This window comes from Streptomyces sp. NPDC060232 (genome assembly GCF_042726555.1).
Lineage (GTDB): Bacteria > Actinomycetota > Actinomycetes > Streptomycetales > Streptomycetaceae > Streptomyces.
Genome location: NZ_JBHXAG010000010.1, coordinates 181274 through 206099 on the forward strand (window position 1 = coordinate 181274; position 24826 = coordinate 206099).

21 protein-coding genes and 1 tRNA gene are annotated in these 24826 nt (G+C 70.0%); 11 read left to right on the forward strand and 11 right to left on the reverse strand.

What is annotated here, in order from left to right:
• The first annotated feature begins 453 nt into the window (after positions 1 to 453).
• From ACFWFZ_RS17150 to ACFWFZ_RS17170, 5 genes are all read left to right on the forward strand, one after another.
• Complete coding sequence (locus ACFWFZ_RS17150) at positions 454 to 1686, forward strand: branched-chain amino acid ABC transporter substrate-binding protein (protein ID WP_387123044.1); 1233 nt, start codon at positions 454 to 456, stop codon at positions 1684 to 1686.
• Positions 1687 to 1793: 107 nt separating this feature from the next.
• The gene (locus ACFWFZ_RS17155) at positions 1794 to 2726 is read left to right on the forward strand and encodes a branched-chain amino acid ABC transporter permease (RefSeq protein WP_387123046.1); all 933 of its coding nucleotides are present in this window, start codon (positions 1794 to 1796) and stop codon (positions 2724 to 2726) included.
• A gap of 4 nt (positions 2727 to 2730) precedes the next feature.
• Positions 2731 to 4461, forward strand: coding sequence for a branched-chain amino acid ABC transporter permease (locus tag ACFWFZ_RS17160; RefSeq protein WP_387123048.1), 1731 nt, complete (start codon positions 2731 to 2733; stop codon positions 4459 to 4461).
• Positions 4462 to 4466: 5 nt separating this feature from the next.
• Positions 4467 to 5519: an ABC transporter ATP-binding protein gene (locus ACFWFZ_RS17165; RefSeq protein ID WP_387123176.1), complete on the forward strand. Its 1053-nt coding sequence runs from the start codon at positions 4467 to 4469 to the stop codon at positions 5517 to 5519.
• Positions 5516 to 6232, forward strand: a complete 717-nt coding sequence (locus ACFWFZ_RS17170) for an ABC transporter ATP-binding protein (protein ID WP_030664901.1) — start codon at positions 5516 to 5518, stop codon at positions 6230 to 6232. The genes ACFWFZ_RS17165 and ACFWFZ_RS17170 overlap by 4 nt, the downstream gene beginning before the upstream one ends.
• 77 nt (positions 6233 to 6309) lie before the next feature.
• Here the strand turns inward: ACFWFZ_RS17170 and ACFWFZ_RS17175 are convergent, their stop codons facing one another.
• A complete protein-coding gene (locus ACFWFZ_RS17175) occupies positions 6310 to 6963 on the reverse strand; it encodes a response regulator (protein WP_356812124.1) in 654 nt (217 codons plus the stop codon).
• A 92-nt stretch (positions 6964 to 7055) separates the two neighbouring features.
• Between ACFWFZ_RS17175 and ACFWFZ_RS17180 the strand changes: the two genes are divergently transcribed.
• Positions 7056 to 7138, forward strand: a tRNA-Leu gene (locus ACFWFZ_RS17180).
• A gap of 85 nt (positions 7139 to 7223) precedes the next feature.
• A complete protein-coding gene (locus ACFWFZ_RS17185) occupies positions 7224 to 8000 on the forward strand; it encodes a helix-turn-helix domain-containing protein (RefSeq protein WP_387123050.1) in 777 nt (258 codons plus the stop codon).
• Here ACFWFZ_RS17185 and ACFWFZ_RS17190 read toward each other — a convergent pair.
• The 4 genes from ACFWFZ_RS17190 to ACFWFZ_RS17205 form a co-directional block, all read right to left on the reverse strand.
• The gene (locus tag ACFWFZ_RS17190; protein WP_387123052.1) at positions 7997 to 8581 is read right to left on the reverse strand and encodes a GNAT family N-acetyltransferase; all 585 of its coding nucleotides are present in this window, start codon (positions 8579 to 8581) and stop codon (positions 7997 to 7999) included. The two genes, ACFWFZ_RS17185 and ACFWFZ_RS17190, sit on opposite strands and share 4 nt — an antisense overlap.
• Positions 8582 to 8591: 10 nt before the next feature.
• Positions 8592 to 9191 carry a hypothetical protein gene (locus tag ACFWFZ_RS17195; RefSeq protein ID WP_387123054.1) on the reverse strand — a complete coding sequence of 200 codons (600 nt, stop codon included), beginning with the start codon at positions 9189 to 9191 and terminating at the stop codon, positions 8592 to 8594.
• Between the two features lie 67 nt (positions 9192 to 9258).
• Positions 9259 to 10686, reverse strand: a complete 1428-nt coding sequence (gene pyk, locus ACFWFZ_RS17200; RefSeq protein WP_387123056.1) for a pyruvate kinase — start codon at positions 10684 to 10686, stop codon at positions 9259 to 9261.
• A 145-nt stretch (positions 10687 to 10831) separates the two neighbouring features.
• Positions 10832 to 11536, reverse strand: a complete 705-nt coding sequence (locus ACFWFZ_RS17205) for an SIMPL domain-containing protein (protein WP_387123058.1) — start codon at positions 11534 to 11536, stop codon at positions 10832 to 10834.
• 127 nt (positions 11537 to 11663) lie between these two features.
• On the opposite strand from ACFWFZ_RS17205, the gene ACFWFZ_RS17210 reads away from it, so the two are divergent.
• Complete coding sequence (locus tag ACFWFZ_RS17210; RefSeq protein ID WP_387123060.1) at positions 11664 to 13466, forward strand: bifunctional metallophosphatase/5'-nucleotidase; 1803 nt, start codon at positions 11664 to 11666, stop codon at positions 13464 to 13466.
• A 235-nt stretch (positions 13467 to 13701) separates the two neighbouring features.
• On the opposite strand, the gene ACFWFZ_RS17215 is transcribed toward ACFWFZ_RS17210, so the two are convergent.
• The 5 genes from ACFWFZ_RS17215 to ACFWFZ_RS17235 form a co-directional block, all read right to left on the reverse strand.
• Positions 13702 to 15177, reverse strand: a complete 1476-nt coding sequence (locus ACFWFZ_RS17215; RefSeq protein WP_387123062.1) for a hypothetical protein — start codon at positions 15175 to 15177, stop codon at positions 13702 to 13704.
• A 128-nt stretch (positions 15178 to 15305) separates the two neighbouring features.
• Positions 15306 to 16715, reverse strand: coding sequence for a lysine N(6)-hydroxylase/L-ornithine N(5)-oxygenase family protein (locus ACFWFZ_RS17220; RefSeq protein ID WP_387123064.1), 1410 nt, complete (start codon positions 16713 to 16715; stop codon positions 15306 to 15308).
• Positions 16712 to 18142 carry a pyridoxal phosphate-dependent decarboxylase family protein gene (locus tag ACFWFZ_RS17225; RefSeq protein ID WP_387123066.1) on the reverse strand — a complete coding sequence of 477 codons (1431 nt, stop codon included), beginning with the start codon at positions 18140 to 18142 and terminating at the stop codon, positions 16712 to 16714. The genes ACFWFZ_RS17220 and ACFWFZ_RS17225 overlap by 4 nt, the downstream gene beginning before the upstream one ends.
• Positions 18143 to 18521: 379 nt before the next feature.
• Positions 18522 to 21047, reverse strand: coding sequence for an aminopeptidase N (gene pepN / locus ACFWFZ_RS17230; RefSeq protein ID WP_387123067.1), 2526 nt, complete (start codon positions 21045 to 21047; stop codon positions 18522 to 18524).
• A gap of 32 nt (positions 21048 to 21079) precedes the next feature.
• Positions 21080 to 21433, reverse strand: a complete 354-nt coding sequence (locus ACFWFZ_RS17235) for a chorismate mutase (protein WP_387123069.1) — start codon at positions 21431 to 21433, stop codon at positions 21080 to 21082.
• A 247-nt stretch (positions 21434 to 21680) separates the two neighbouring features.
• On the opposite strand from ACFWFZ_RS17235, the gene ACFWFZ_RS17240 reads away from it, so the two are divergent.
• The gene (locus ACFWFZ_RS17240) at positions 21681 to 21860 is read left to right on the forward strand and encodes a hypothetical protein (protein ID WP_387123071.1); all 180 of its coding nucleotides are present in this window, start codon (positions 21681 to 21683) and stop codon (positions 21858 to 21860) included.
• A 244-nt stretch (positions 21861 to 22104) separates the two neighbouring features.
• On the opposite strand, the gene ACFWFZ_RS17245 is transcribed toward ACFWFZ_RS17240, so the two are convergent.
• Complete coding sequence (locus ACFWFZ_RS17245) at positions 22105 to 22857, reverse strand: S1 family peptidase (protein WP_387123178.1); 753 nt, start codon at positions 22855 to 22857, stop codon at positions 22105 to 22107.
• A 171-nt stretch (positions 22858 to 23028) separates the two neighbouring features.
• Here ACFWFZ_RS17245 and ACFWFZ_RS17250 point away from each other — a divergent pair, with 171 nt between their 5' ends.
• Both ACFWFZ_RS17250 and ACFWFZ_RS17255 read left to right on the forward strand, forming a co-directional pair.
• Positions 23029 to 23925, forward strand: coding sequence for a hypothetical protein (locus tag ACFWFZ_RS17250; RefSeq protein WP_387123073.1), 897 nt, complete (start codon positions 23029 to 23031; stop codon positions 23923 to 23925).
• Positions 23926 to 24086: 161 nt separating this feature from the next.
• Entirely contained in the window at positions 24087 to 24788 is a 702-nt protein-coding gene (locus ACFWFZ_RS17255) for an HAD family acid phosphatase (protein ID WP_387123075.1), read from the forward strand.
• The last annotated feature ends 38 nt before the right edge of the window (positions 24789 to 24826 follow it).

A 24826-nucleotide genomic window follows, 5' to 3' on the forward strand; every position in this document is an offset into this window, starting at 1 on the left:
ACCCGGACAAGATCATTCATAGCCCCGCCACATCGCCGCGATCATTACTCTGAGTAATGCACAGGATGGTCGGAATCCGTCTTTTCCCTTGAGAATGGCCACCCGGCGGATTCTTTCGGGCACACGCAGCCACATTCGGCCGAATTTGATCTAAGACAGGTGCATGGAGCCCTCAAGCCCCTTAGGGAAGCAGGTATTTCTCACGATGCGGACAATCCAAGGGGCACCCAAATGTCCGTATTGTTCAAACTCTCACCACGCATTCTTGGCCTTGGCATAACAAGAGCGTCACATCCTCCTTTGCCGCCTCCCGGTGCTCGCCACCTCGGCCCTAGAGTCACGGCCAGTCACCGCGCCGTAGGGCGCGAATCAGCACGGCCGTGGACCTCTCCAGTGCGGCCCGGCGACCCAACGGCACCTCGACAGAGGGCTGCGCCAGGGAAAGGAAGAATCGTGCGACACCGTTCTTTGCTCATCCTCACCACCGTGATCACCACGGGAGCACTGACCCTCACCGCTTGCGGATCGCGCGACGGAGGCTCCAAGGACAACAGCGGCGGCAAGAAGACCGTCGTCGTCATCGGCGTCGACGCCCCGCTCACCGGCTCCCTCTCCGCTCTCGGTCAGGGCATCAAGAACTCCGTGGACCTCGCGGCCAAGACGGCCAACAAGAACAACGAGGTCCCGGGCATCGAGTTCAAGGTCGAGGCCCTCGACGACCAGGCCGTCCCGGCCTCCGGCCAGGCCAACGCCACCAAGCTCGTCGGCAACAAGGACGTCCTCGGCGTCGTCGGCCCGCTGAACTCGGGCGTCGCCCAGCAGATGCAGGGTGTCCTCGCCTCCGCCAAGCTGGCGCAGGTCTCCCCCGCCAACACCAACCCCGCGCTCAGCCAGGGCGACAACTGGGGCAAGGGCGAGTTCAAGCGCCCCTTCAACACCTACTTCCGCACCGCCGCCACCGACGTGGTCCAGGGCAAGTTCGCCGCCCAGTACCTCTTCAAGGACGCCGGCAAGAAGAAGGTCTTCGTCGTCGACGACAAGCAGACCTACGGCGCCGGCCTCGCCGCCATCTTCTCCGACGAGTTCAAGAAGCTCGGCGGCGAGATCGTCGGCACCGACCACGTCACCGTGAAGGAGACCGACTTCTCCTCCACCGCCGACAAGGTCAAGTCCTCCGGCGCCGACTCCGTCTACTTCGGCGGCCAGTACCCCGAGGGCGGCCTGCTCGCCGACCAGATCAAGAAGACCGGCGCCAACGTCCCGCTCATGGGCGGCGACGGCATCCAGGACCCCGCCTTCATCAGCGCCTCCGGTGAGGCCAACGAGGGCGACCTCTCCACCTCCATCGGCTACCCGGTCGAGAAGCTGGACACCGCCAAGAAGTTCATCGAGGACTACAAGACCGAGGGCTACAAGGACCCGTACGCCGCCTACGGCGGCTACTCCTACGACGCCGGCTGGGCCGTCATCCAGGCCGTCAAGGCCGTCGTCGCCGCCAACAGCGGCAAGCTCCCCGACGACGCCCGCGCCAAGGTCGTCGAGGCCCTCGGCAAGGTCACCTTCGAAGGCGTGACCGGCAAGGTCGCCTTCGACGAGTACGGCGACACCACCAACAAGCAGCTCACCGTCTACAAGGTCGAGGGCGGCAAGTGGGTCGACGTCAAGAGCGACACCTTCAACCAGTAAGCGGTAGCACCCAGCAGCACCCGTAACACCTGAACCAACGCCGCGCGAGGGCGCAAACAGCGCCCTCGCGCGGAGTCTTATCCGACACGCTCATCGGAGGCCCTGCGGTGCACGAACTGCCGCAACAGCTGGCCAACGGCCTGGCCCTCGGTGCTCTCTATGGCCTCATCGCCATCGGGTACACCATGGTCTACGGCATCGTCCAGCTCATCAACTTCGCCCACGGCGAGATCTTCATGATCGGCGGCTTCGGCGCGCTCTCCGCCTACGCCATCCTCCCGACCGGCACCAGCCTGCTGATCGCGATCCCAGTCATGATCATCGGAGGTGCGATAACCTCCGTCGCCGTAGCCTGCGCAGCCGAACGCTTCGCCTACCGCCCCCTGCGCAGCGCCCCCAGGCTCGCACCCCTCATCACCGCAATCGGCCTCTCGATCGCGCTCCAGCAGCTCGTCTGGCAGTTCTACCCGGACGCCAAGAAGGCCGTCAGCTTCCCGGAGTTCACGGGCCCGGCCTTCAAGATCACCGACAGCCTCGCGATCCAGCGTGCGGACCTCTTCGTCCTCATCCTCGCCCCGCTCTGCATGCTCGCCCTCGGCGTCTTCGTCCAGAAGAGCCGCAGCGGCCGCGCCATGCAGGCCACCGCGCAGGACCCCGACACCGCCAAGCTGATGGGCATCAACACCGACCGCATCATCGTCATGGCCTTCGCCATCGGTGCCGCGTTCGCCGCCGTCGCCGCCGTCGCCTACGGCGTCGACAAGGGCCAGATCAACTTCGAGATGGGCTTCATCCTCGGCCTCAAGGCCTTCACCGCAGCCGTCCTCGGCGGCATCGGCAACATCTACGGAGCCATGGTCGGCGGCGTCGTCCTCGGCCTCGCCGAAGCCCTCTCGATCGCCTACATCGAAGAGATCCCCGGCATGCAGCAGCTCGGCGGCGGAGCCTGGTCCAACGTCTGGGCCTTCGTCCTCCTCATCGTCGTCCTCCTCGTGCGGCCCCAAGGCCTGCTCGGCCAGCGCGTCACGGATCGGGCGTGAGACCATGACCACCAACACCACCCCGCAGACGCAGACACAGACCGCGAAGACGGCACCCGCACCCGCCGCGCTCCTCTACGCGATCATCGGTGGCAGCCTCCTCACCATCGTCAGCGCCTTCCTCGCCTGGACGTGGACCGCCGACTTCCCCGGCGACCTCACCTTCTACGGCAGCCCCGCCGACCTCCAGTACGTCACCCTGGCCGGCGCCGCCCTCACCCTCGTCCACGCGCTCGCCGCGCTCGGCGTCAAGGGCTTCGGCTGGCTCACCCCCGCCGGCTCCCGCAAGGCCATCTGGTTCCTGGCCCTCGGCAACGCGGCCGCCACCTGGTTCACGGTCATCGCCATCACCGTCGTCCTCGGCGGCGTGGTCAACCTCGAACCCGGCGCCTACGTCGCCCTCGTCGGCTCCCTCGTCCCGGCCCTCGCCGCGTACAAGCTCCCCGACGACACCCGCAAGGCCACCCCGGCCAAGAGCAAGCTGCCCTCCTGGGCCGAGATCCTCATCATCACCGGCGTCTTCGCCCTCGGCCTCCTCGTCATCACCTTCGGCATCGACACCGATGACAAGGAACCGCAGCTCTTCGTCGCCTACCTGATCACCGTCGGCCTCGCGGCCCTCGCCCTGAACAAGTCGGGCCTCCTCGCCCGCTTCTCGGTCCTCACCGCGAACAACCGCCAGGTCACCCTCCTCGGCACCGCGGCCGCCGCGATCGCCTTCCCCTTCATCCAGCAGAGCGGCGACACCTACACGCTGATCGCGGTCAACATCCTGATCTTCGCGACCGTCGCCCTCGGCCTCAACATCGTCGTCGGCCTCGCCGGCCTCCTCGACCTCGGCTACGTCGCCTTCCTCGGCGTCGGCGCCTACGCCGCCGCCCTGGTCTCCGGCAGCACCGCCTCCGCCTTCGGCATCCACCTCCCCTTCTGGGCAGCGGTCATCGTCGGCGCCATCGTCTCGCTCGTCTTCGGCGTGGTCATCGGAGCACCGACCCTCCGCCTGCGCGGCGACTACCTCGCCATCGTCACCCTCGGCTTCGGAGAAATCTTCCGCATCGCCATGGGCAACCTCGACGGCACCTCCGGCCCGGACATCACCAACGGCCCCAACGGCATCCCGAACGTCCCCCACCTCGAAATCCTCGGGTGGAACTTCGGCGAATCCCACATCGTCGCCGGCATCGAACTCGGCGCCTACGCCAACTACTATTTCCTGATGCTGCTGGTGATGGCCCTGGTCGTCCTGGTCTTCGCCCGCGCCGGCAACAGCCGCATCGGCCGCGCCTGGGTCGCCATCCGCGAGGACGAGACCGCCGCCGAAGCCATGGGCATCAACGGCTTCAAGGTCAAGCTCATCGCCTTCGCCCTCGGCGCCACCCTCGCCGGCCTCGCCGGCACCGTCCAGGCACACGTCAACACCACGGTCGTCCCCGAGAACTACGTCTTCGCCGGGCCCGTCCCGCCGAACTCCGCGTTCCTCCTCGCCGCCGTCATCCTCGGCGGCATGGGCACCATCCGCGGCCCCATCCTCGGCGCCGCACTCCTCTTCCTGATCCCGGCGAAGCTGGCCTTCCTCCAGGACTACCAGCTCCTCGCATTCGGCATCGCCCTCATCCTGCTCATGCGCTTCCGCCCCGAAGGCCTCATCGCCAACAAGCGCGCGCAGCTCGAGTTCCACGACGACACCGCTGACCAGGCCCCCAAGGACCTGGCCACCGCCAAGGCGGGGGCGTGAACGACATGACGACCACCACGGACACCACCACCACCACGAAGACCACGGTCCTCGAAGCCAAGGGCGTCACCATGCGCTTCGGCGGCCTCACCGCCGTCAAGGGCGTCGACCTCCAGGTCAACGCAGGCGAGATCGTCGGACTCATCGGCCCCAACGGCGCCGGCAAGACCACCTTCTTCAACTGCCTCACCGGGCTGTACGTCCCCACCGAGGGCTCCGTCAGCTACAAGGGCAAGGTCCTCCCGCCCAAGCCCCACCGGGTCACCGAGGCCGGCATCGCCCGCACCTTCCAGAACATCCGGCTCTTCCACAACATGACCGTGCTGGAGAACGTCCTCGTCGGACGCCACACCCGCACGAAGGAAGGCCTCTGGTCCGCCCTGCTGCGCGGCCCCGGCTTCAAGAAGGCCGAAGCCGCCAGCGAGGCACGCGCCATGGAACTCCTGGAGTTCATCGGCCTGGAACACAAGGCCGACCACCTCGCGAAGAACCTCCCCTACGGCGAGCAGCGCAAGCTGGAGATCGCCCGCGCCCTCGCCAGCGACCCCGGCCTCATCCTCCTGGACGAGCCCACCGCCGGCATGAACCCCCAGGAGACCCGCGCCGCCGAAGAACTCATCTTCGCGATCCGGGACATGGGCATCGCCGTACTCGTCATCGAGCACGACATGCGCTTCATCTTCAACCTCTGCGACCGCGTCGCCTGCCTCGTCCAGGGCGAGAAGCTCATCGAAGGCACCGCCTCCGAAGTCCAGGGCGACGAGCGCGTCATCGCCGCCTACCTCGGCACCCCCTTCGAGGGCGAGCCCGGAGCAGCCGAGATCGCCGAGGTCGAGGCGGCGGAAGCCCACGCCGAGGCGGAGGCCACGGCCGAAGCAGACGCCGAGCCCGAGGCCACGGCCGACGCCGAGACCGAGGCCGACGCCGAGACCGAGACGGAAGCCGCAGCCGACGACGAGGCCCCCGAGGCCGACTCGGACAGCGCTGCCGACGCCGACGGCGACGCGGACGCGGACAGCACCACCCGCACCACCAGCACGGAAGGAGAGGCCAAGTGACCGCACTGCTCAAGGTCGAGGACCTCAAGGTCGCCTACGGCAAGATCGAAGCCGTCAAGGGAATCTCCTTCGAGGTCAACGAAGGCGAAATCGTCTGCCTCGTCGGCACCAACGGCGCCGGCAAGACGACCACCCTGCGCACCCTCTCCGGGCTCCTGAAGCCCACCGCGGGCAGCATCACCTTCGACGGCCAGCCCCTCGTCGGCGTCCCCGCCCACAAGATCGTCGCCCTGAAACTGGCGCACTCCCCCGAGGGCCGCCACATCTTCCCGCGGCTGACGATCGAGGAGAACCTCCAGCTCGGCGCCTTCCTCCGCAGCGACAAGGACGGCATCGAGAAGGACATCCAGCGCGCCTACGACCTCTTCCCCATCCTGGGCGAGCGTCGCAAGCAGGCCGCCGGCACCCTCTCGGGCGGTGAGCAGCAGATGCTCGCCATGGGCCGCGCGCTCATGTGCCAGCCGAAGCTCCTCATGCTGGACGAGCCCTCCATGGGTCTGTCCCCGCTGATGATGCAGAAGATCATGTCGACCATCTCCGAGCTCAAGGCCTCGGGCATGACGATCCTGCTCGTCGAGCAGAACGCCCAGGCGGCGCTCTCCCTCGCCGACCAGGCGCACGTCATGGAGATCGGCAAGATCGTCCTCTCCGGCACCGGCCAGGACCTCCTCCACAACGAGGACGTCCGCAAGGCCTACCTCGGCGAGGACTGACAGAACGTGTGAGGCCCGCCTCCCTCGGGGGAGGCGGGCCTCACACATGTTCCGGGGACCCCGGGACGGGACGGGAACTACTTCCCGCTCTCCTTCTTCTTCGCCTCGGCGTCCTCGATGACCACCTCGGCGACCTGCTGCATCGACATCCGGCGGTCCATCGAGGACTTCTGGATCCAGCGGAAGGCCGCGGGCTCCGTGAGCCCGTACTGCGTCTGCAGGATGCTCTTCGCCCGGTCGACCAGCTTGCGGGTCTCCAGCCGCTGCGAGAGGTCCGCGACCTCCTGCTCCAGCGCGCGCAGCTCGGCGAACCGGGACACGGCCATCTCGATGGCCGGCACCACGTCGCTCTTGCTGAACGGCTTCACGAGGTACGCCATGGCCCCGGCGTCCCGGGCCCGCTCGACGAGGTCGCGCTGCGAGAACGCCGTCAGCATCAGGACGGGCGCGATCGACTCCTGCGCGATCTTCTCAGCGGCGGAGATCCCGTCCAGGACGGGCATCTTCACATCGAGGATGACCAGGTCGGGCCGGTGCTCGCGGGCGAGCTCGACGGCCGTCTGCCCGTCGCCGGCCTCGCCGACGACGGAGTAGCCCTCTTCTTCGAGCATCTCCTTGAGGTCGAGACGGATGAGCGCCTCGTCCTCGGCGATGACGACGCGGGTCGTCAGCGGCGGAACGTGCGACTGGTCGGCGTCGGGCGTGGGCGTCGACTCGTGCTCGGCGGTCACGGGGGCTCCTCTTTGCGGGGCTCTGCTGCTTGGATGAGCCTACCTAGCTGCAGCGCGCGATGGTCACCCGGTACACTCCGACCAGCGACCTAGCCGGGTTGGCGGAATGGCAGACGCTGATGTCTCAAACACATCTGTCCGAAAGGACGTGCGGGTTCGAATCCCGCACCCGGTACATGTCCGAAAAGCGGACGTTCACCTTCGCATGAACGTTCGCTTTTTGCTACTCACGGCCATACATGTGCACGCACAGTTGCCGCATGGAGTTCCACAGCCTCGAGTTGCGACAAACAGCCCTCTCCCTCCTGCGCGGCGGCGCGAGGAACGCCGACGTCTCGCGTCAGCTCGGCGTTCCCCTGGGCACCGTGGGCTACTGGAAGCACGTGGACAGGGCCAAGCGGGGCGAATGCCCCGGCGCCCATGATCCGGATTGCCCACGGTGCGACGGAAGCCAGCTGGACGAGCAGGCCTACTCGTACCTTCTGGGCCTCTACCTCGGCGACGGCCACATAAGCCACCACTCGGGCCACCGAGTACCCAACCTCATGATCACCTGTGGCGATGACTGGCCCGGCCTCATGGACTGCGCCGAACAGGCGATGCGACGCACCTTCCCGCACAACCAGGTCTGCCGCGTGCGCAGAATCGGCTGCCACAACATCAAGGTGTACTCGAAGCACCTGGAATGCCTGTTCCCGCAGCACGGTCCAGGGAAGAAGCACGAGCGGCGGATCGTCCTCGATGGGTGGCAGCAGGAGATCGTCGATGCCCACCCGTGGGAGTTCATCCGGGGGCTGATCCACTCCGACGGGTGTCGGATCACCAACTGGACCGTGCGCAACGGCAAGCGCTACGAGTACCCGCGGTACTTCTTCACCAACAAGTCCGACGACATCCGCAAGCTCTGCACCGACACGCTCACGAAGGTCGGGGTCCAGTGGACGGTCCTGGCCCGCGGCAGCGACCCGTTCAACGTGTCCATCGCCCGCAAGGCGTCCGTCGCTCTAATGGACGCCCACATCGGGCCGAAGTACTAGGGGCCGGGTTCCGGGTCGGTGGCGAGGCGGGCGTGGAGGTGTTCGTCGTGGTGGCGGCCGTCGCCGAAGAGGTGGGACTCGCGGAGGGTGCCTTCGGGGAGGTAGCCGCAGTGGTGGGCGACCTGGCAGGAGGCCCCGTTGCCGGTGGCGTGGGCGAGTTCGATGCGGCGGGCGCCGGCGGTGTGGAAGCCCCAGGTGGTGACGGCCCTGGTGGCGCGGGTGGCGAGGCCGCGGCCGCGCGCGTCCGGGAGGAGCCAGTATCCGATCATGGCGAGGCCGTCCGCCCGGTCGACCCAGCGGAGGTTGACGGTGCCGAGCAGGGCGCCGTCGGTCGCGGCCAGGGCGGCGAAGGCGGCTCCCGCGCCGCGGTCCCAGGCGTCGTCGCGGGCTTCGAGCCAGGCCTGGGCGGCCTTGTGGTCTGCCGCGGCGAGGGGGTTCCAGAGGGCGATCGTCGGGTCGGCCGCGGCGGCGACGAGGTCGTCCAGGCGCTCCGGTCCGGCGGGCTCGCGGCCCCACGGGTGGAGAGTCGCGTCGCCGAGGTCGAGCGTGGTGCGGACGAACGTCCGTATGGGGGTGCTCATGGCGCCCTTCCTACTCGGCCGCCGGTCCTGTCGCCAGCCCTTTTCCGAGGTCGGGGAGGTGGACCTCCCGTACGACGGCGGTGGCGGTCGCGGGGCGGCCTTCGTGCATGGTGATGCTTTGGCCGGGCCGGACGTGGTGCCAGTGGGTGGGGGTGAGGGGGACGAGGCGGGCGGTGGTGCGGTCGCCGGGCTCCAGCGAGGGGGTGTTTTCGAGCCAGAGGGCGGCGATGTTCACGGCGGGGTCGCCGGTGGGTGAGAGGTTGCCGATGTTCCATACGGGGCGTAGGACGCCATGTCCGGGGATCGGTGCCCTGCGTGGGCCGAGGGTGAGGTCGATCCGGATCATGCCGTTGCGGAGTTCGGCGGATCGCCAGTGGCACCAGGCCGCGCTGTGTGCGAGGTGGAGTTGTTCGGCGGCGTGGGCGAGTTGTTCCCAGAAGCGCTGGGATCGGGGTGGCGGGTTCCCGAGTTCTTCGAGGAGGGTGAGGGCGGTTTCCCACTCGTCGTGGGCGAGGTGGTCCCAGACGTCCCGCGCCGTGAGGTCGTTGTCGGTGGCCTTCTCCTCGGGAGTGAGGAGGGTGGCTGATTCGAGCAGCTCGATGACGTCCATGTGGTGAGGGTGCGCGCCGCGCCGGGCGGTGCGGTGGGCCCGGCGCGGTGGGGTGGGGTGGGGTGGGTCAGTGGACGGCGTCGCCGATGTGGTGGATGCGGACGAGGTTGGTGGAGCCGGTGACGCCGGGGGGTGAGCCGGCGGTGATGACGACGGTGTCGCCGGTGACGCAGCGGCCGATGCGCAGGAGTTCTTCTTCGACTTGGGCGACCATGGCGTCGGTGGAGTCGACGTGGGGGCCGAGGAAGGTTTCGACGCCCCAGGTGAGGGTGAGTTGGGAGCGGGTGGCGGGGTCGGGGGTGAAGGCGAGGAGGGGGATGGGTGAGCGGTAGCGGGAGAGGCGGCGGACGGTGTCGCCGCTCTGGGTGAAGGCGACGAGGAATTTGGCGTCGAGGAAGTCGCCCATTTCGGCGGCTGCGCGGGCGACGGCTCCGCCTTGGGTGCGGGGTTTGTTGCGTTCGGTGAGGGGTGGGAGGCCTTTGGCGAGGATGTCCTCTTCGGCGGCTTCGACGATGCGGGACATGGTGCGGACGGTTTCGGCGGGGTATTTGCCGACGCTGGTTTCGCCGGAGAGCATGACGGCGTCGGTGCCGTCGATGACGGCGTTGGCGACGTCGGAGGCTTCGGCGCGGGTGGGCCGGGAGTTGTCGATCATCGAGTCGAGCATCTGGGTGGCGACGATGACGGGTTTGGCGTTGCGCTTGGCGAGTTTGATGGCGCGCTTCTGGACGATGGGGACGTGTTCGAGGGGCATTTCGACGCCGAGGTCGCCGCGGGCGACCATGATGCCGTCGAAGGCGGCGACGATGTCGTCGATGTTGTCGACGGCTTGGGGTTTTTCGATTTTGGCGATGACGGGGAGGCGTCGGTCTTCTTCGTCCATGATGCGGTGGACGTCTTGGATGTCGTGGCCGCTGCGGACGAAGGAGAGGGCGATGACGTCGGCGCCGGTGCGCAGGGCCCAGCGGAGGTCTTCGATGTCCTTGTCGGAGAGGGCGGGGACGGAGACGGCTACGCCGGGGAGGTTGAGGCCTTTGTGGTCGGAGACCATGCCGCCTTCGATGACGCGGGTGTGGACGCGGGGGCCGTCGACCGCGGTGACTTCGAGGGTGACGCGGCCGTCGTCGACGAGGATGCGTTCGCCGGTGGTGACGTCGTCGGCGAGTCCTTTGTAGGTGGTGCCGCAGGTGTGGCGGTCGCCTGGGTGGTTTTCGACGGTGATGGTGAAGTCGTCGCCGCGTTCAAGGAGTACGGGTCCTTCGTGGAAGCGGCCGAGGCGGATCTTCGGGCCTTGAAGGTCGGCGAGGATGCCGACGCTGCGGCCGGTCTCGTCGGAGGCCTTGCGTACGCGTTGGTAGCGCTCCTCGTGTTCGGCGTAGGTGCCGTGGCTGAGGTTGAGGCGGGCGATGTCCATTCCGGCTTCGACCAGTGCTTTGATCTGGTCGTATGAGTCGGTGGCGGGGCCCAGGGTACATACGATTTTCGCTCGGCGCATGGGGCGAGCGTATTCCCCTACCAATGGGTAGGTAATCGCTTCCGGGTGTCCGCTCAACAACCTTTGAGTGAAGGGTTGTTGACACTTGTTGAATGTGCATGGGGGTGCTCCGATGAGCACCCCCGGGGCCCGTTGTGTGCGCGTCTCAGAGTTGGGGCGGGGTCATCGTGAAGCGGGCGTTCACCTGGGCGTAGACGGTCTGGCGCTGGGGTTCGAGGTCGAGGGGCGGGGGGCCGCCGGCGTCCTCGGCGGCGCTGAAGGCCATGGTGCGCATGCCGGCGCCGGGGGCTGCGGTGAAGGGGGTGGCGTTCTCGGCTCCGAGGTCGGCGAGTTCGACGAGGGCGGCGAGGCGGGCGCCGAGGGCTTCGGCGTATTCGCGGGCGCGCTGGACGGCTTCGAGTACGGCTTGGCGGCGGGCCTGGCCGTGGGCGGGTGAGGTGGGGCGCAGGGCCCACCAGGGGCCGTCGACCTGGGTGAGTTCGAGGTCGGCGAGGCGGGTGGTGAGTTCGCCGAGGGTGGTGAAGTCGCTGAGTTCGGCGGTGATGTGGACGCGGCCGTGGTAGGCGCGGATGCGTTCGGAGCGGCCGTGGCGGGTGAGTTCGGGGGTGATGGACAGGGCGCCGGTTTCGAGTTTTTCGACGGGGTCTCCGTAGCTCTTGATGAGGTCGAGGACGGTGTTGTTGCGTCGGGTGAGGTCTTCGAGTGCGGTGCGGCGGTCGGTGCCGCGGGCGCTGACGGTGATGCCGATGCGGGCGATCTCGGGGTCGACTTCGAGGCGGGCTTCGCCGTGGACGGCGACGCGGGGTACTTCGGGGGTGCCGTAGGGCTGGTGCGGTGCGTCCTGGGTCATGGATTCACTCTCGCACTGTCGCCCGTTCGGGTGTGGTCACCGGATCGAAACCTGACGGGGGTGTTGCGGCTTGTTGCCAGTGGGTCAGAATCTACGCGCGTTGTTCAGGCCTTGAAGGGGAGATGGCATGGCGTTCGACCGCAGGACATTCATGGGGACCACGGCCGCGACGGGTGCGGCCGTGGCGTTGGCGGGGGCCGCGAGCAGCCCGGCGGCGGCCGCGCAGCAGGATGCGAGGAAGCAGGGGCCGCGGGCTTACGCGTTCACGGTGATGGGGACGACCGACCTGCACGGGAACGTCTTCAACTGGGACTACTTCACGGATGCGGAGTTCGACGACAAGGCGCACAACGACGTCGGTCTGGCGAAGATCTCGACTCTGGTGGATCAGGTGCGGGCGGAGAAGGGGCGGTGCAACACGCTGCTCATCGACGCGGGTGACACGATCCAGGGCACGCAGTTGTCGTACTACTACGCGAAGGTCGATCCGATCACGGCGCGGCGTGGTCCGGTGCATCCGATGGCGCAGGCGATGAACGCGATCGGTTATGACGCGGCGGCGCTGGGGAACCACGAGTTCAATTACGGCATTCCGGTGCTGCGGAAGTTCGAGGAGCAGTGCGATTTCCCGCTGTTGGGGGCGAACGCGCTGGATGCGAAGACGCTCAAGCCGGCGTTCGCGCCGTACAGCATGCACCGGTTGCGGACGCCGCACGGGCGGGATGTGAAGGTGGCGGTGCTGGGGCTGACGAATCCGGGCATCGCGCTGTGGGACAAGGCGAACGTGCAGGGGAGGATGACGTTCCCGGGGCTGGAGGAGCAGGCGGCGAAGTATGTGCCGCGGCTGCGGTCGATGGGTGCGGACGTGGTGATCGTGTCGGCGCACTCGGGGTCGAGCGGTACGTCGTCGTACGGTGACCAGCTGCCGTATGTCGAGAACGCGGCGGCGCTGGTGGCGGAGCAGGTGCCGGGGATCGATGCGATCCTGGTGGGTCACGCGCACACGGAGATCCCGGAGTACCGGGTGAGGAACAAGGCGACCGGCAAGGACGTGGTGCTGTCGGAGCCGCTGAAGTGGGGGCAGCGGCTGACGCTGTTCGACTTCGAGCTGGTGTGGGAGAAGGGCCGCTGGTCGGTGGCGAAGGTCGCGGCGAAGGTGCTGAATTCGAACACGGTGGCGGAGGACGCGAAGATCACGCGGCTGCTGTCGGACGAGCACCGCAAGGTCGTGGCGTACGTGAACCAGGTGATCGGTACCTCGACGCAGGCGATGTCGTCGGCGGAGGGTCCGGTCAAGGACGTGGCGATCATCGATCTGATCAACCACGTGCAGGCGGAGACGGTGAAGGCGGCTCTGGCGGGTACGGAGTGGGCGGCGTTGCCGGTGCTGTCGCAGGCTTCGTGCTTCTCGCGCACGGCGGCGATTCCGGCCGGGCAGGTGACGATCCGGGATGCGGCGGGTCTGTACCCGTTCGAGAACACGATGGAGGCGCGGCTGCTGACGGGTGCGCAGCTGAAGGACTATCTGGAGTACTCGGCACGGTACTTCGTGCGGACGGCGCCGGGTGATGCGGTGGATCCGGCGAAGCTGACGAACGCCGAGGGGATTCCGGACTACAACTACGACGCGGTGTACGGGCTGGCGTACGACATCGACATCGCGCAGCCGGCGGGTTCGCGGATCTCGGGGTTGTCGTTCCAGGGGAAGCCGGTGGATCCGGCGGCGCGGTTCGTGCTGGCGGTGAACAACTACCGGGCGTCGGGTGGCGGGAACTTCCCTCACGTGCCGCAGGCCAAGCAGCTGTGGTCGAACTCGGACGAGATCCGTAACACGATCATCTCGTGGGTGAAGGCGAAGGGGACGATCGACCCGGCGCAGTTCGCTTCGGTGGACTGGCGGCTGACGCGGGCGGGCGTGCCGGTGTTCTAGTGCCGCGTCAGGCAGCGTTCGCCCCGTCGCGGCGTCCGGCACGCACTCTCGCCGCACCGGCCGAAGCGTACGTCCCGTACGAGCGCTTCCGGCCGGCACGCCGAGAGCACGCACCGGACGCCGCTCCTGACGGGCAAACGTTGCCTGACGCGGCACTAGCCGGTGGTCGGTTTCGACGGGGCCGGTGTCCGCCGCGGCGGGCGCCGGCCCCGTCGGCGTCTTCGGGCGTCGGGGTTCAGGCGTCGGCGCGGACGAGGTGTGCCGGGACGGCGGCGTCGAGGGCGGCGACGAGGCGTTCGCCGCGGGCGACCTGGTGCGGGTGGATGTGCATGTGGCAGCCGCAGCCGGTGAGGACGATGCGGCCGGGGCCGTCGCGGTGCATGAGGGCGATGTCGTCGAAGCGGATGTCGTGTTCGTCGCGGTTGGCGTCGCGGACGACGAGCCCCCAGGAGGTGAGGACGTACTCGCCGTGGTCCTGGCGGCGGGTGGTGGCCCGGCGGAGGCGGTTCATGCGGAAGCGCGTGCCGGGGGTCGGGGTGTGCTGTCCGTACAGGCGCCAGCAGTCGGAGTTCGGCAGGCGTTTGCCGTGGGGTGCCTTGAGGCGGGGGAAGACCTGGTGGGGGACGACGAGGACGGCGTCGGTGAGGGCGCGCTGCAGGTGGTCGGCGACGTCCTGGGGGGTGCCGGTGGCCTGGTTCGCGAGGAGGGTTGCGGTGTCGTGGTAGGGGATGCCGAAGTGTTCGGCTTCGAGGGCGCGTTGCAGTGAGTTCCAGAGGCCGCTGTCGCAGTCGAGTTCGGTGCGGGCGTGCGCGGTGAAGGTGTCGAGTTCGTGCCGGGTGGGGCCTTGCCGGGCGAGGTTGAGGGCTTCGTGCCAGAGGATTTCGGCAGCCTGTTCGGCGTGGCCGTCGGCGGGGCGCAGGGCGAGGACGCGGTCGAGGGTGAGGCGGTCGCGGAGGAACCTGTGGACGGTGACGCCGTCGGTGAAGCCGAGTGTGTCGTGTGCGATGTGCTCGACGCGTTGGCTCAGGACGTGGCAGGCGGCGACCGCGGCGGGTTCGTGGGCGCGGGAGGTCAGCAGGAGGGAGACGGTGTCGATCTGGCGGTGCTGCCAGGTTCCGGGTACGCCGGCTCGGGTGCGGGGGGCGCTCCGGTGGGGACGGGGGCCGTCGGGCAGCGGGAGGGTGAGTCCGGCGGGCGGCGGTCCGTCGAGGGCGAGGACGGCGTTGGCGCGGGTGAAGAAGGCGGCGGCGTGGGTGCGGGCGGCGTCGGGGGTGAGCCGGCCGTACATGTCGGGCTCGTGATAGGCGACGAGGCCGAGTGCGTGGGGGCCGTAGCGGGCGTTGAGGGGTTCGGCGCCGCGTTGGTCGCAGGTGAAGGGGGACTGGAGGGTGAGGAGGCGGGTGGCGTGCTCGATGTGCTGGGTCGGGAGGTCGAGCAGGGCGCTGCAGACGGCGAGGAGGAAGCCGGTGACTTCTGTGGGGGTTCCTTTGGCGATGAAGTGGGTCGTCTCCTCCTCGACGATGCTGGTGAACTCGTGGGGGCGCCTGCCGGCCGGCTTCATCGCGAGGGCTGCGACGAGGCGGGTGGCGCCGAGGGTGGGGGCGGTTTCGTCCCGCACCCCGGTGCCGAAGGAGAGGACTGCGGTGAGGGGGCCAGGGCCGGGGGCGGCCTCCCACAGGACGGTGACCCCGTCGGCGCTGGTTCGCTGCATGACGGCGACGATAGTCGCAGGTCAGGTGTGGTTGTCCGAGGGGGCCGCCGTACGTCTGCCGGGCACCTTGGGGGTGTCCGGCGGATCGGGTCGGGCGGCCCGGGCCCGGCCTTGGTCCGGCGCGGTCCCTAGGGGTGTTCGACGAGCGGGAGCAGTTCGCCGGCGGGGCGGGGGCGGGCGTGTTCGCGCTGTTCGAGGCCGAAGGTGGTGAAGGCGGTGCGCGGGGGCTGGGGGTAGGCCTCTTTGCCGGTGAGGGTGTTGAGGATGGCGGCGCTGCGCCAGGCGGCGAGGCCGAGATCGGGGGCGCCGACGCCGTGGGTGTGGCGTTCGCCGTTCTGGACGAAGATGCTGCCGGTGACGGAGGGGTCGAGGATCATCCGGTAGCGGTCGTCGATGCGGGGGCGGCCGGAGGAGTCTTTGCGCAGGTAGGGGTCGAGGCCGACGAGGAGGCCGGTGAGGGGGCGTTCCTTGTAGCCGGTGGCGAGGACGACGGCGTCGGTGGTGAGGCGGGAGCGGGCGCCTTGTTCGGCGTGTTCGAGGTGGAGTTCGACCTTGGTGGTGGCGACGCGTCCGGCGGTGCGGACGGTGACTCCGGGGGTGAGGACGACGTCGGGCCAGCCGCCGTGGAGGGTGCGGCGGTAGAGCTCGTCATGGATGGCGGCGATGGTGGCGGTGTCGATGCCCTTGTGGAGTTGCCATTGGGCGGGGACGAGGTGGTCGCGTACGGGTTCGGGGAGGGAGTGGAAGTAGCGGGTGTAGTCGGGGGTGAAGTGTTCGAGGCCGAGTTTCGAGTACTCCATGGGGGCGAAGGAGGGGGTGCGGGCGAGCCAGGTGAGGCGTTCGCGGCCGACGGGGCGGGCGCGGAGCAGGTCGAGGAAGACTTCGGCGCCGGACTGGCCGGAGCCGATGACGGTGACGTGTTCGGCGCCGAGGATGCGCCGGCGGTTGTCGAGGTAGTCGGCTGAGTGGATGACGGGGGCGGTGGGGGCCTCTGCGAGGGGGCGCAGGGGTTCGGGGATGTGGGGGGCGGTGCCGATGCCGAGGGCGAGGTTGCGGGTGTAGGTGCGGCCGAGGGCTTCGGCTTCGCCTGCGGGGTCGAGTTGGGTGAAGTCGACTTCGAAGAGGTCGCGTTCGGGGTTCCAGCGGACGGCGTCGACCTGGTGGCCGAAGTGGAGTCCGGGGACGCGGCCGGCGACCCAGCGGCAGTAGGCGTCGTATTCGGCGCGGTGGATGTGGAACTGCTCGGCGAAGTAGAAGGGGTAGAGCCGTTCCTTGTGCTTGAGGTAGCTGAGGAAGCTCCAGGGGCTGGCGGGGTCGGCGAGGGTGACGAGGTCGGCGAGGAAGGGGACTTGGAGGGTGGCGCCTTCGATGAGGAGGCCGGGGTGCCAGCGGAAGTCGCGGCGCTGCTCGTAGAAGACGGTGGCGAGTTCGCCTGCTCCTTGGTGGGGGAGGCCGTGGGCGAGGGCGGCGAGGGACAGGTTGGACGGTCCGATGCCGATTCCGACGAGGTCGTGGGGTGCATCGAGCTGGGCGGTCATCGGTGGGTGCTGCCTTCCAGGTGGGCGATGAGGGTGTCCAGGTCTCCCGCCGTGGTGTGCGGGTTGAGCAGGGTGGCTTTGAGCCACAGGCGGCCGTCGGCGTGGGTGCGGCCGAGGACGGCGAGGCCTTGGTGGAGGAGGGCGCGGCGCTGGGTGGCGAGTTCGTCGTCGGTGGCGCGGGTGGGCCGGAAGAGGACGGTGCTGATGGTGGGTGCCGAGTGGAGTTCGAAGCCGGGGTGGGCGTCGAGGCGCTGGGCGAGGTGGTGTGCGAGTGCGCAGGTGCGGTCGATGAGGTCGGTGAGGCCGTCGCGGCCGAGTGAGCGCAGGGTTGCGGCGATTTTGAGGGCGTCGGGGCGGCGGGTGGTGCGCAGGGAGCGGCCGAGGAGGTCGGGGAGTCCGGCTGCGGTGTCGTCGGTGGCGTTGAGGTAGTCGGCCTGGTGGGCGAGGGGGGCGAGGAGCGCGGTGTCGGGGACGGCGAGGAGTCCTGCGGCGACGGGCTGCCAGCCGAGTTTGTGCAGGTCGATGGTGAGGGAGTGGGCGCGGCCGAGGCCTGCGAGTTTGTGCCGGTGGTGGGGGCTGAGGGCGAGGAGGCCGCCGTAGGCGGCGTCGATGTGGAGGTCGGCGCGGTGGTGGTCGCAGAGGTCGGCGATTGCGGGGAGGGGGTCGATGAGTCCGGCGTCGGTGGTGCCGGCGGTGGCGGTGACGAGGATGGGGCCGGGGGTGGTGGCGAGGGCTTCGGCGAGGCGGGCGGGGTCGAGGACGCCGGTGGGGGTGGGGAGGGCGACGGCCGGGGGTAGGCCGAGGAGCCAGGCGGCGCGGGGGATGGAGTGGTGGGCGTTGGCTCCGTGCAGGACGGTGAGGCGGGGGCCGTGGCGTTCGCGGGCGAGGAGCACGGCGAGTTGGTTGGCTTCGGTGCCGCCGGTGGTGACGAGGGCGTCGGGATGGGGGGTGTCGTAGAACTCGGCGGCGAGGGCGCGGGTGAGTTCGGCTTCGAGGGTGGAGGCGGCTGGGGCCTGGTCCCAGGAGTCGAGGGAGGGGTTGAGGGCGCTGGCGGCGAGGTCTGCGGCGGCGGCGACGGCGAGCGGCGGGCAGTGCAGGTGGGCGGCGCACAGGGGGTGGGCGGGGTCTGCGGCGCCGGCGGCGAGGGCGCGGACGAGGGTGTGCAGGGCTTCGTGGTCGCCGGTTCCGTGGTCGGGCAGTACGTCGCCCAGTGCGGCCCTGATGTGGGCGGTGACGGTGTCGGGTCCGCCGGCGGGGAGGGGTCCGGGGCGTTCGGCGGCGCCGGTGTGGAGGGCGTGGAGGACGGTGTCGAGGAGGGGGCGCAGGGCGTGGGGGCCGTGGGCTCCGCCGGCGAGCGGGTTGCGGTGCGGCGTCGGGGTGGCACTCTGCGGCCCGCCGGAATTCGGGGTGCCGGACGGCGCTGTCATGGGGGCCTCCGGCTGGCCGGGGTGCCGATTGCCATGCGGCGCTGCCGTGGGGAACTCCGATGGGCCGGGATGCGGTGTGCTGGGCGGCGCTGTCATCGGGTCCTCCGGGGGCTGGCCGGGGTGTGCCTGGCGGCGCTGTTGTCCCGGGGCTGGCCTGGGTGCGGCAGGGGGCACCCTGCCTGTACAACGATCAGGCCCGAATGGGGTAACCGCCGGGGTTTGTCCGTTCGCCGATGGGCCGCTCCCCCCCGGTGCGGGGTGGCTTCGTGCGGGGGCCGGTGCCGGGGTCGGGGTGGGGTGCCGTCCGGGACCGGCCCCCGCCCCGCCGGGCCCTGGAGGGCGCCCGTTCCGCCGGGCCCCCGCCTGGCCCCCCGCAGGGTCAGCGGCGGACGCGGAGGGCGCGGGACAGGTCGTCCAGTTGGTCGACGAGCTTGCGGCGCAGGAGCGGGATGATGTCCGGGTCCGCGAGGCAGGCCTGGCCCGCCTTGAGGTTGGCTTCGTCGACGGCGTAGGCCGGGAAGGCGTAGCGGCCGGCGGCTTCGCCGATGGCGGGGCCGCGGCGGGCGCCGAGGGCGACGGCTTCGGGGTAGTAGCGGGTGACGTACTCGGCGGTGAGGTCGCTCTGTTCGGGCTGCCAGAAGCCCTGGGCGGTGGCGCTGAAGAGGTAGTTGGACAGGCTGTCGTCGTGGAAGAGGCGGTTCCAGGCGGCGGCCTTGGCCTCGGGGGTGGGGAGTGCGGCGCGGCAGCGGGCGGCGCCTTCCTCGCCGGTGGCGCTGGGGTCGGCGGTGAGGGCGGCGTCGATGTCGGTCTCGTCGACGGCACCGAGGACGGCGAGGCGGCCGAGGATGCGCCAGCGCAGTTCGGGGTCGAGTGCGGGGCCGCCGGGGACGGTGTCGTCGGCGAGCCAGGCGGCGATGGTGTCGGGCTGGGTGGCGCTGCCCACGAGGGTGCGTACGGCGGTCAGCCGCATGCCGGGCTCCGAGCCGTCCTCGGTGCGGCGCAGGAGGTCGCGGGCGATGGTGGTGAGGGTGGTGAGTGCGGCCGTGCGGTCCTCGGGGGTGAGGTAGCGGACGGCGATCTCGGTGCGGGCGAAGGCGAGGACGCCTTGGACGATGGCGAGGTCGTGTTCGGCGGGCAGGTGGGTTTCGGCGGTGGCCAGGTAGTCCTGGGGGGCGAGTTCGCCGTCGCGGACCATGTCGCGCAGGCAGTTCCAGACGACGGCGCGGGTGAGGGCTTCGGGGATGCCGGAGAGGCCGCGCAGGACCGTTTCGAGGGAGGTTTCGTCGAGGCGGATCTTGGCGTAGGTGAGGTCGGCGTCGTTGAGGAGGAGCAGGGCGGGGCGTGTGCCGCTGGTCGAGACGACCTCGTCGGAGGGGACGTCGAGGTCGAGGAGTTCGCGCAGTTCCAGGGTGTGGCCGTCGGCGGGGTCGCGGTCGTAGACGCCGACGGCGATGTGGTGGGGGCGGCTGCCGTCGCGGTCGATGGTGAGGGTCCAGCCGGCGGTACCGTCGGGGGCGTCCTCGATGCGCGGGGTGAGGGTGTCGATGCCGGTGGTGCGCAGCCATGCGTCGGCCCAGCCGCGGACGTCGCGTTCGGTGTGGGCGGCGAGGGAGTCGATGAAGTCGGCGAGGGAGGCGTTGGCGAACTTGTGGCGGGCGAAGTGGGTGTTGATGCCGGCCAGGAAGTCCTTCTCGCCGAGCCAGGCGACGAGTTGACGGAGGGCGGAGGCGCCCTTGGCGTAGGAGATGCCGTCGAAGTTGAGGAGTGCGGAGGCGGTGTCGGGGACGTCTTCGGGGGCGACGGGGTGGGTGGAGGGGCGCTGGTCGGCTTCGTAGCCCCAGGGCTTGCGGGTGACGCCGAAGGCGGTCCAGGTGTCGGTGAAGCGGGTGGCTTCGGTGAGGGTCTGGTAGCCCATGTATTCGGCGAAGGACTCGTTGAGCCAGATGTCGTCGAACCAGGCGAGGGTGACGAGGTCGCCGAACCACATGTGGGCCATCTCGTGGGCGATGACCATGGCGCGGGACTGGCGTTCGGTGTCGGTGACGGCGGAGCGGTAGATGAATTCGTCGCGGAAGGTGACGAGGCCGGGGTTCTCCATGGCGCCGGCGTTGAATTCGGGGACGAAGGCCTGGTCGTAGGAGTCGAAGGGGTAGGGCTCGGTGAACTTGGTCTGGTAGCGGTCGAAGCAGGCCTTGGTGAGGGAGAGGATCTCGTCGGCGTCGGCGTCCATGTGGGGTGCGAGGGACTGGCGGCAGTGGATGCCGAAGGGCAGTCCGGCGTGCTGGGTGGTCACGCTGTGCCAGGGGCCTGCGGCGACGGCGGCGAGGTAGGTGGAGATGACGGGTGTGGGGGCGGACTGCCAGATGCCGGCGGCGGGCCGGTCGCCGGTGGCGGGCCGGTCGGCGAGGCGGGTGGTGACGCCGTTGGCGAGGACGGTCCAGTGCGCGGGGACGGTCACGGTGAACTGGAAGACGGCTTTGAGGTCGGGCTGGTCGAAGGCGGGGAGGACGCGTTGGACGTCGTCGAGGAACATCTGGCTGTAGACGTACGTCTCGCCGTCGGCGGGGTCGGTGAAGCGGTGCAGGCCTTCGCCGGTGCGGGAGTAGCGCATGCGGGCGTCGATGCGCAGCTCGTGGTCGCCGGGTGTGAGGGCGAGGGGGAGGCGGTTGTCGTCGAGGGTCGCCGGGTCGAGGGGGTGGCCGTCGAGGGTGGCGGAGCGCAGTTCTTCGGGCTTCAGCTCCACGAAGGTGTCGCCGGCGGTGCGGGCGGTGAACCGGATGGTGGTGGCGGAGTCGAAGGTGTCGTCGCCGGTGGTGAGGTCGAGGCGGACGAGGTAGTGGTGGACGTCGAGGAGCTGGGCTCGGAGCTGCGCTTCGTTGCGCGTCAGTGCGGACATGGGGCCCATGCTGCCCCAGTGGGCGGCGGAACCCCGATTGTCTACTCTTCGCCGGCGGCGATGGTCTCGTGGTGGCGGATGACCTCGGCGATGATGAAGTTGAGGAGCTTCTCGGCGAAGGCCGGGTCGAGCTTGGCGTTCTCGGCGAGCTGGCGGAGCCGGGCGATCTGGCTGGCCTCGCGGCCCGGGTCGGCGGGGGGCAGCTGGTGGCGTGCCTTGAGGTGGCCGACCTGCTGGGTGCACTTGAAGCGTTCGGCGAGCATGTGGACCACGGCCGCGTCGATGTTGTCGATGCTGTCGCGCAGGCGGGCGAGTTCGGCGGTGACGTTCTCGTCGATGCCGTCGGCGGCGCGCTTGCCGTTGCCCGGGCCGTTGTCGAGGTCGCTGATGTTCATGGTTGTCGAGAATACGTGGCGCGGGGCCGCAGGTCGCGGGGCAGTCGGCCTGTGAGACGGCGTGGGTCCGCGGTTGGTCCGCCGGTGGTGCCCTGGCGACGCTTCGTGCGGGCTGGCGCAGCCGTCGCACGGTGATGGCGGGTGGGGCGGGCCGGTCGCCGGCGGCTGGCGTCCGTACGGCTTCAACCGGCATGGCCGGGTTTGCGTCTTTGAGGTGGAAGCCGGATGCTCCGCCGTGGGGCGCCGCGTGGACGTGGTCGTCGAGGTCGAAGGTGGTGACGGTGACGATGCGTGGCCGGTGGCTGCCGGACGGGCGCCGGGTGGCTTTGAGGCCGTCGAGCCCGGGCCTGCGGCTGTCGAGGCGCGGGACGTCGGCGAGGACCTCGATGTCCGGCTGGCTTTGGGGGATCGACCTGCCCCGCTGTAGGTCGCTGCCTGCGGTTCCCTCCCCTGGGGCCGGGGCGCGGGTCGGCCCGCACCCGCACGGCTGGCCGCCGGGCGGGCGTCGCGGGGCGCGGGCGGCGGTGGCGGGGATGGTGGCGGCGGCGGTGGCGGGGATGGTGGCGGCGGCGGTGGCGGCGCTGGTGGCGGCGGGGGCGCCTCGTCCTCCCGGCCGGTTCGTGCCGGGCCGGGAGGACGAGGGCGAGGACGAGGGCGAGGGCGAGGGCGGGCTACAGGGTGGCCGCGGCGCTCTTGATCTGGGCGGCGAAGGTGGAGACCTCGGTGTAGACGCCCGGGTAGTCGGGGCGGGCGCAGCCGATGCCCCAGCTGACGATGCCGACCTGGATCCAGGCTCCGGCGTTGTCGCGGCGGAACATGGGGCCGCCGGAGTCGCCCTGGCAGGTGTCGACGCCGCCCTGGTCGATGTAGCCGGCACAGATCTCCTCGCCGGCGACGAGGTCACTGTAGGCGGCGCCGCACGCGGCGTCGGAGACGAAGGGGACGGTGGCTTTCATGAGGTAGCGCTGCTGGCCGCCGCCCTCGCGGGTGGCGCCCCAGCCGGCGACGGTGAAGGTGCCGTTGTCGTAGGCCTTGGTCTCGGCGATCTTGAGGGTGGGCAGGTTGATGGGTTTGGCGAGCTTGATCAGGGCCCAGTCCTTGCCGGTGCCGTTGTAGCCGGGGGCGCGCAGGACCTTGGTGGACTTGACCTTGATGGCGCTGGAGCTGTTGAGGTCGACGACTCCGGCGGTGGCGGTGATGGAGGTGTTGTTGCCGGAGCCGTTCACGCAGTGGGCGGCGGTGAGGACGATCTGCTGGGTGTAGAGGGCGCCGCCGCAGCCCATGGAGAGGCGCACCATGAAGGGGAACTCGCCCTGGGCGGCTCGGGTGCCGCCGACGACGGGTGCGGTGCCGGCGGTGGCGGTGCCGGGCTGGAGGCTGACGGCCGCGAGGGCGACGGCGCCGACGGCGAGGGTGCGCTTCATGAATCGCACGAGGCTGGACACAGTCAACACACTTCCTTTCGTGGGGGGTTGGGCCGTGCGTGTCATCGGGGAATGACGGGTCCATGACACATCAGGAGGATGGCGGCCAACAAGAAGGCAGTTTCGGCCAACTCCCTTCAACGCGACAGGGATTGCGGTAAGGAGCACCTGATGAAGGAGAACGGCGGGCGGGGCGGGGTCATCGAGCACGGATTTCCGCACCTGGCGACCGTGCGCGCCGCGATCACCGCGCTCTTCCGGCGCCTGTCGGCCGACGGGGTCCGCGCCTACGCCACGAGCTTCTCCCCCGCCGACGCGGCCTTCGACGCCTCCGACGACCTGCACCTGGGGGCGCAGCGGGTGGCCTCGGCGCTGGTGCGCACGCTGCGGCTGCCCGATGCGCGGATGGTGGTCGCCTTCCGGCCGATGGAGGAGGCGGCCACGGTGGAACTGGCCGCGGGGCCCGAGTACTTCGTCGAGGTCAACGACCGTTTCCGCACCCACCGGCGGGACCTGGCGGCCGCCCTGTCGCACGAGGTCGCCCATGTGCTGCTGCACCGTCTGGAACTCGCCTTCCCCGATCCGGCGGAGAACGAGATCCTCACGGACACCGCCGCCGCCTACCTGGGGGCGGGGTGGCTGCTCCTCGACGCCTACCGTGAGGACGCGCTCACCCACCAGAGGTTCGGCTACCTGACGCCGGAGGAGTTCGGCTACGTCCTCGCCAAGCGGGCGGCGCTGTTCGACGAGGATCCGTCCCCGTGGTTCACCAGCCCCCAGGCGTACGAGGCCTACGTGCGCGGGAGCGCGCTGGCGGCCCGGGACCACCGCCGGGCTCCGCTCGCCGCCGCCGGCCCGGGGGCGCGGCGGCGGTACGCGCGGGCACGGCGCACCGGGGTCACGCCGGCGGACGGGGCGGCGTACCGCTTCGAGCGCGAGGGGTCCGGCCCGGGGCTGCGGGTCAGCTTCCCGTGCCCGGTGTGCGAGCAGCGGGTGCGGGTGCCCGTGCGCGGACGGCTGCGAGCGCGGTGCGGCCTGTGCCGCTCGGTGCTCGACTGCGACACGTAGGGGATGCCTGAGCGGATCAAGGCCGGGCCCGGTCCGCCCGCATATGGCTTGATCATTCACCGGCCGGTCGCGAAAAGTTTCCTACCGGCCAGTAGACATGGATGCCGTTCTCGCCAACTCTGGTCACGTCCATGTCAATTCGCGACCGAGGAGCGCCCCCCATGCGCAGTTCCCGCCGCATCCGCACGCCCCGTACCGCCGCCGTCGGCGTGGCCGCAGCGGCCGCCGTCCTGACGCTCGTTCCGGCCACCGCGGCCCAGGCGGCCCCGGTCGCCGCGCCCGCGCCCGTCTCCGCCCCGGCGACCGCCGCCACGACCGCGACCGCGTCCGCGTCCGCGCCGGGCGGCAACGCGGCGATACTCGGCATCGACTACGCCACCTGGCAGCGGGAGGTGGCCGCCATCGTCGACGCGGCCCGCCCGGCGATCGAGCAGCGCATCGCGAACTCGCCGGCCGGCGAGAAGCCGGCCCTCGTCCTCGACATCGACAACACCTCGCTGGAGACGGACTTCCACTGGTTCTGGACCTACCCGACCCCCGCGATCACCAAGGTGCGCGCACTGACCCAGTACGCCCACGCGCGCGGCGTCGCCGTCTTCTTCGTCACGGCCCGCCCGGGCATCATCCACTCCCTGACCGAGTACAACCTCAAGGCCGTCGGCTACCCGGTCTCCGGGCTCTACGTCCGCGACCTGCCCGACCTCTTCGAGGAGGTCAGCGCCTACAAGACGGCCAAGCGGGCGGAGATCGAGGCGCGCGGCTACACGATCATCGCCAACATCGGGAACAGCCCGACCGACCTGGTCGGCGGTCACGCCGAGCGCACCGTCAAGCTGCCGGACTACAACGGCAAGCTCTCCTGACGCACCGGCGGGAACCGCCCGGTTCCCGCTCCGGCGCC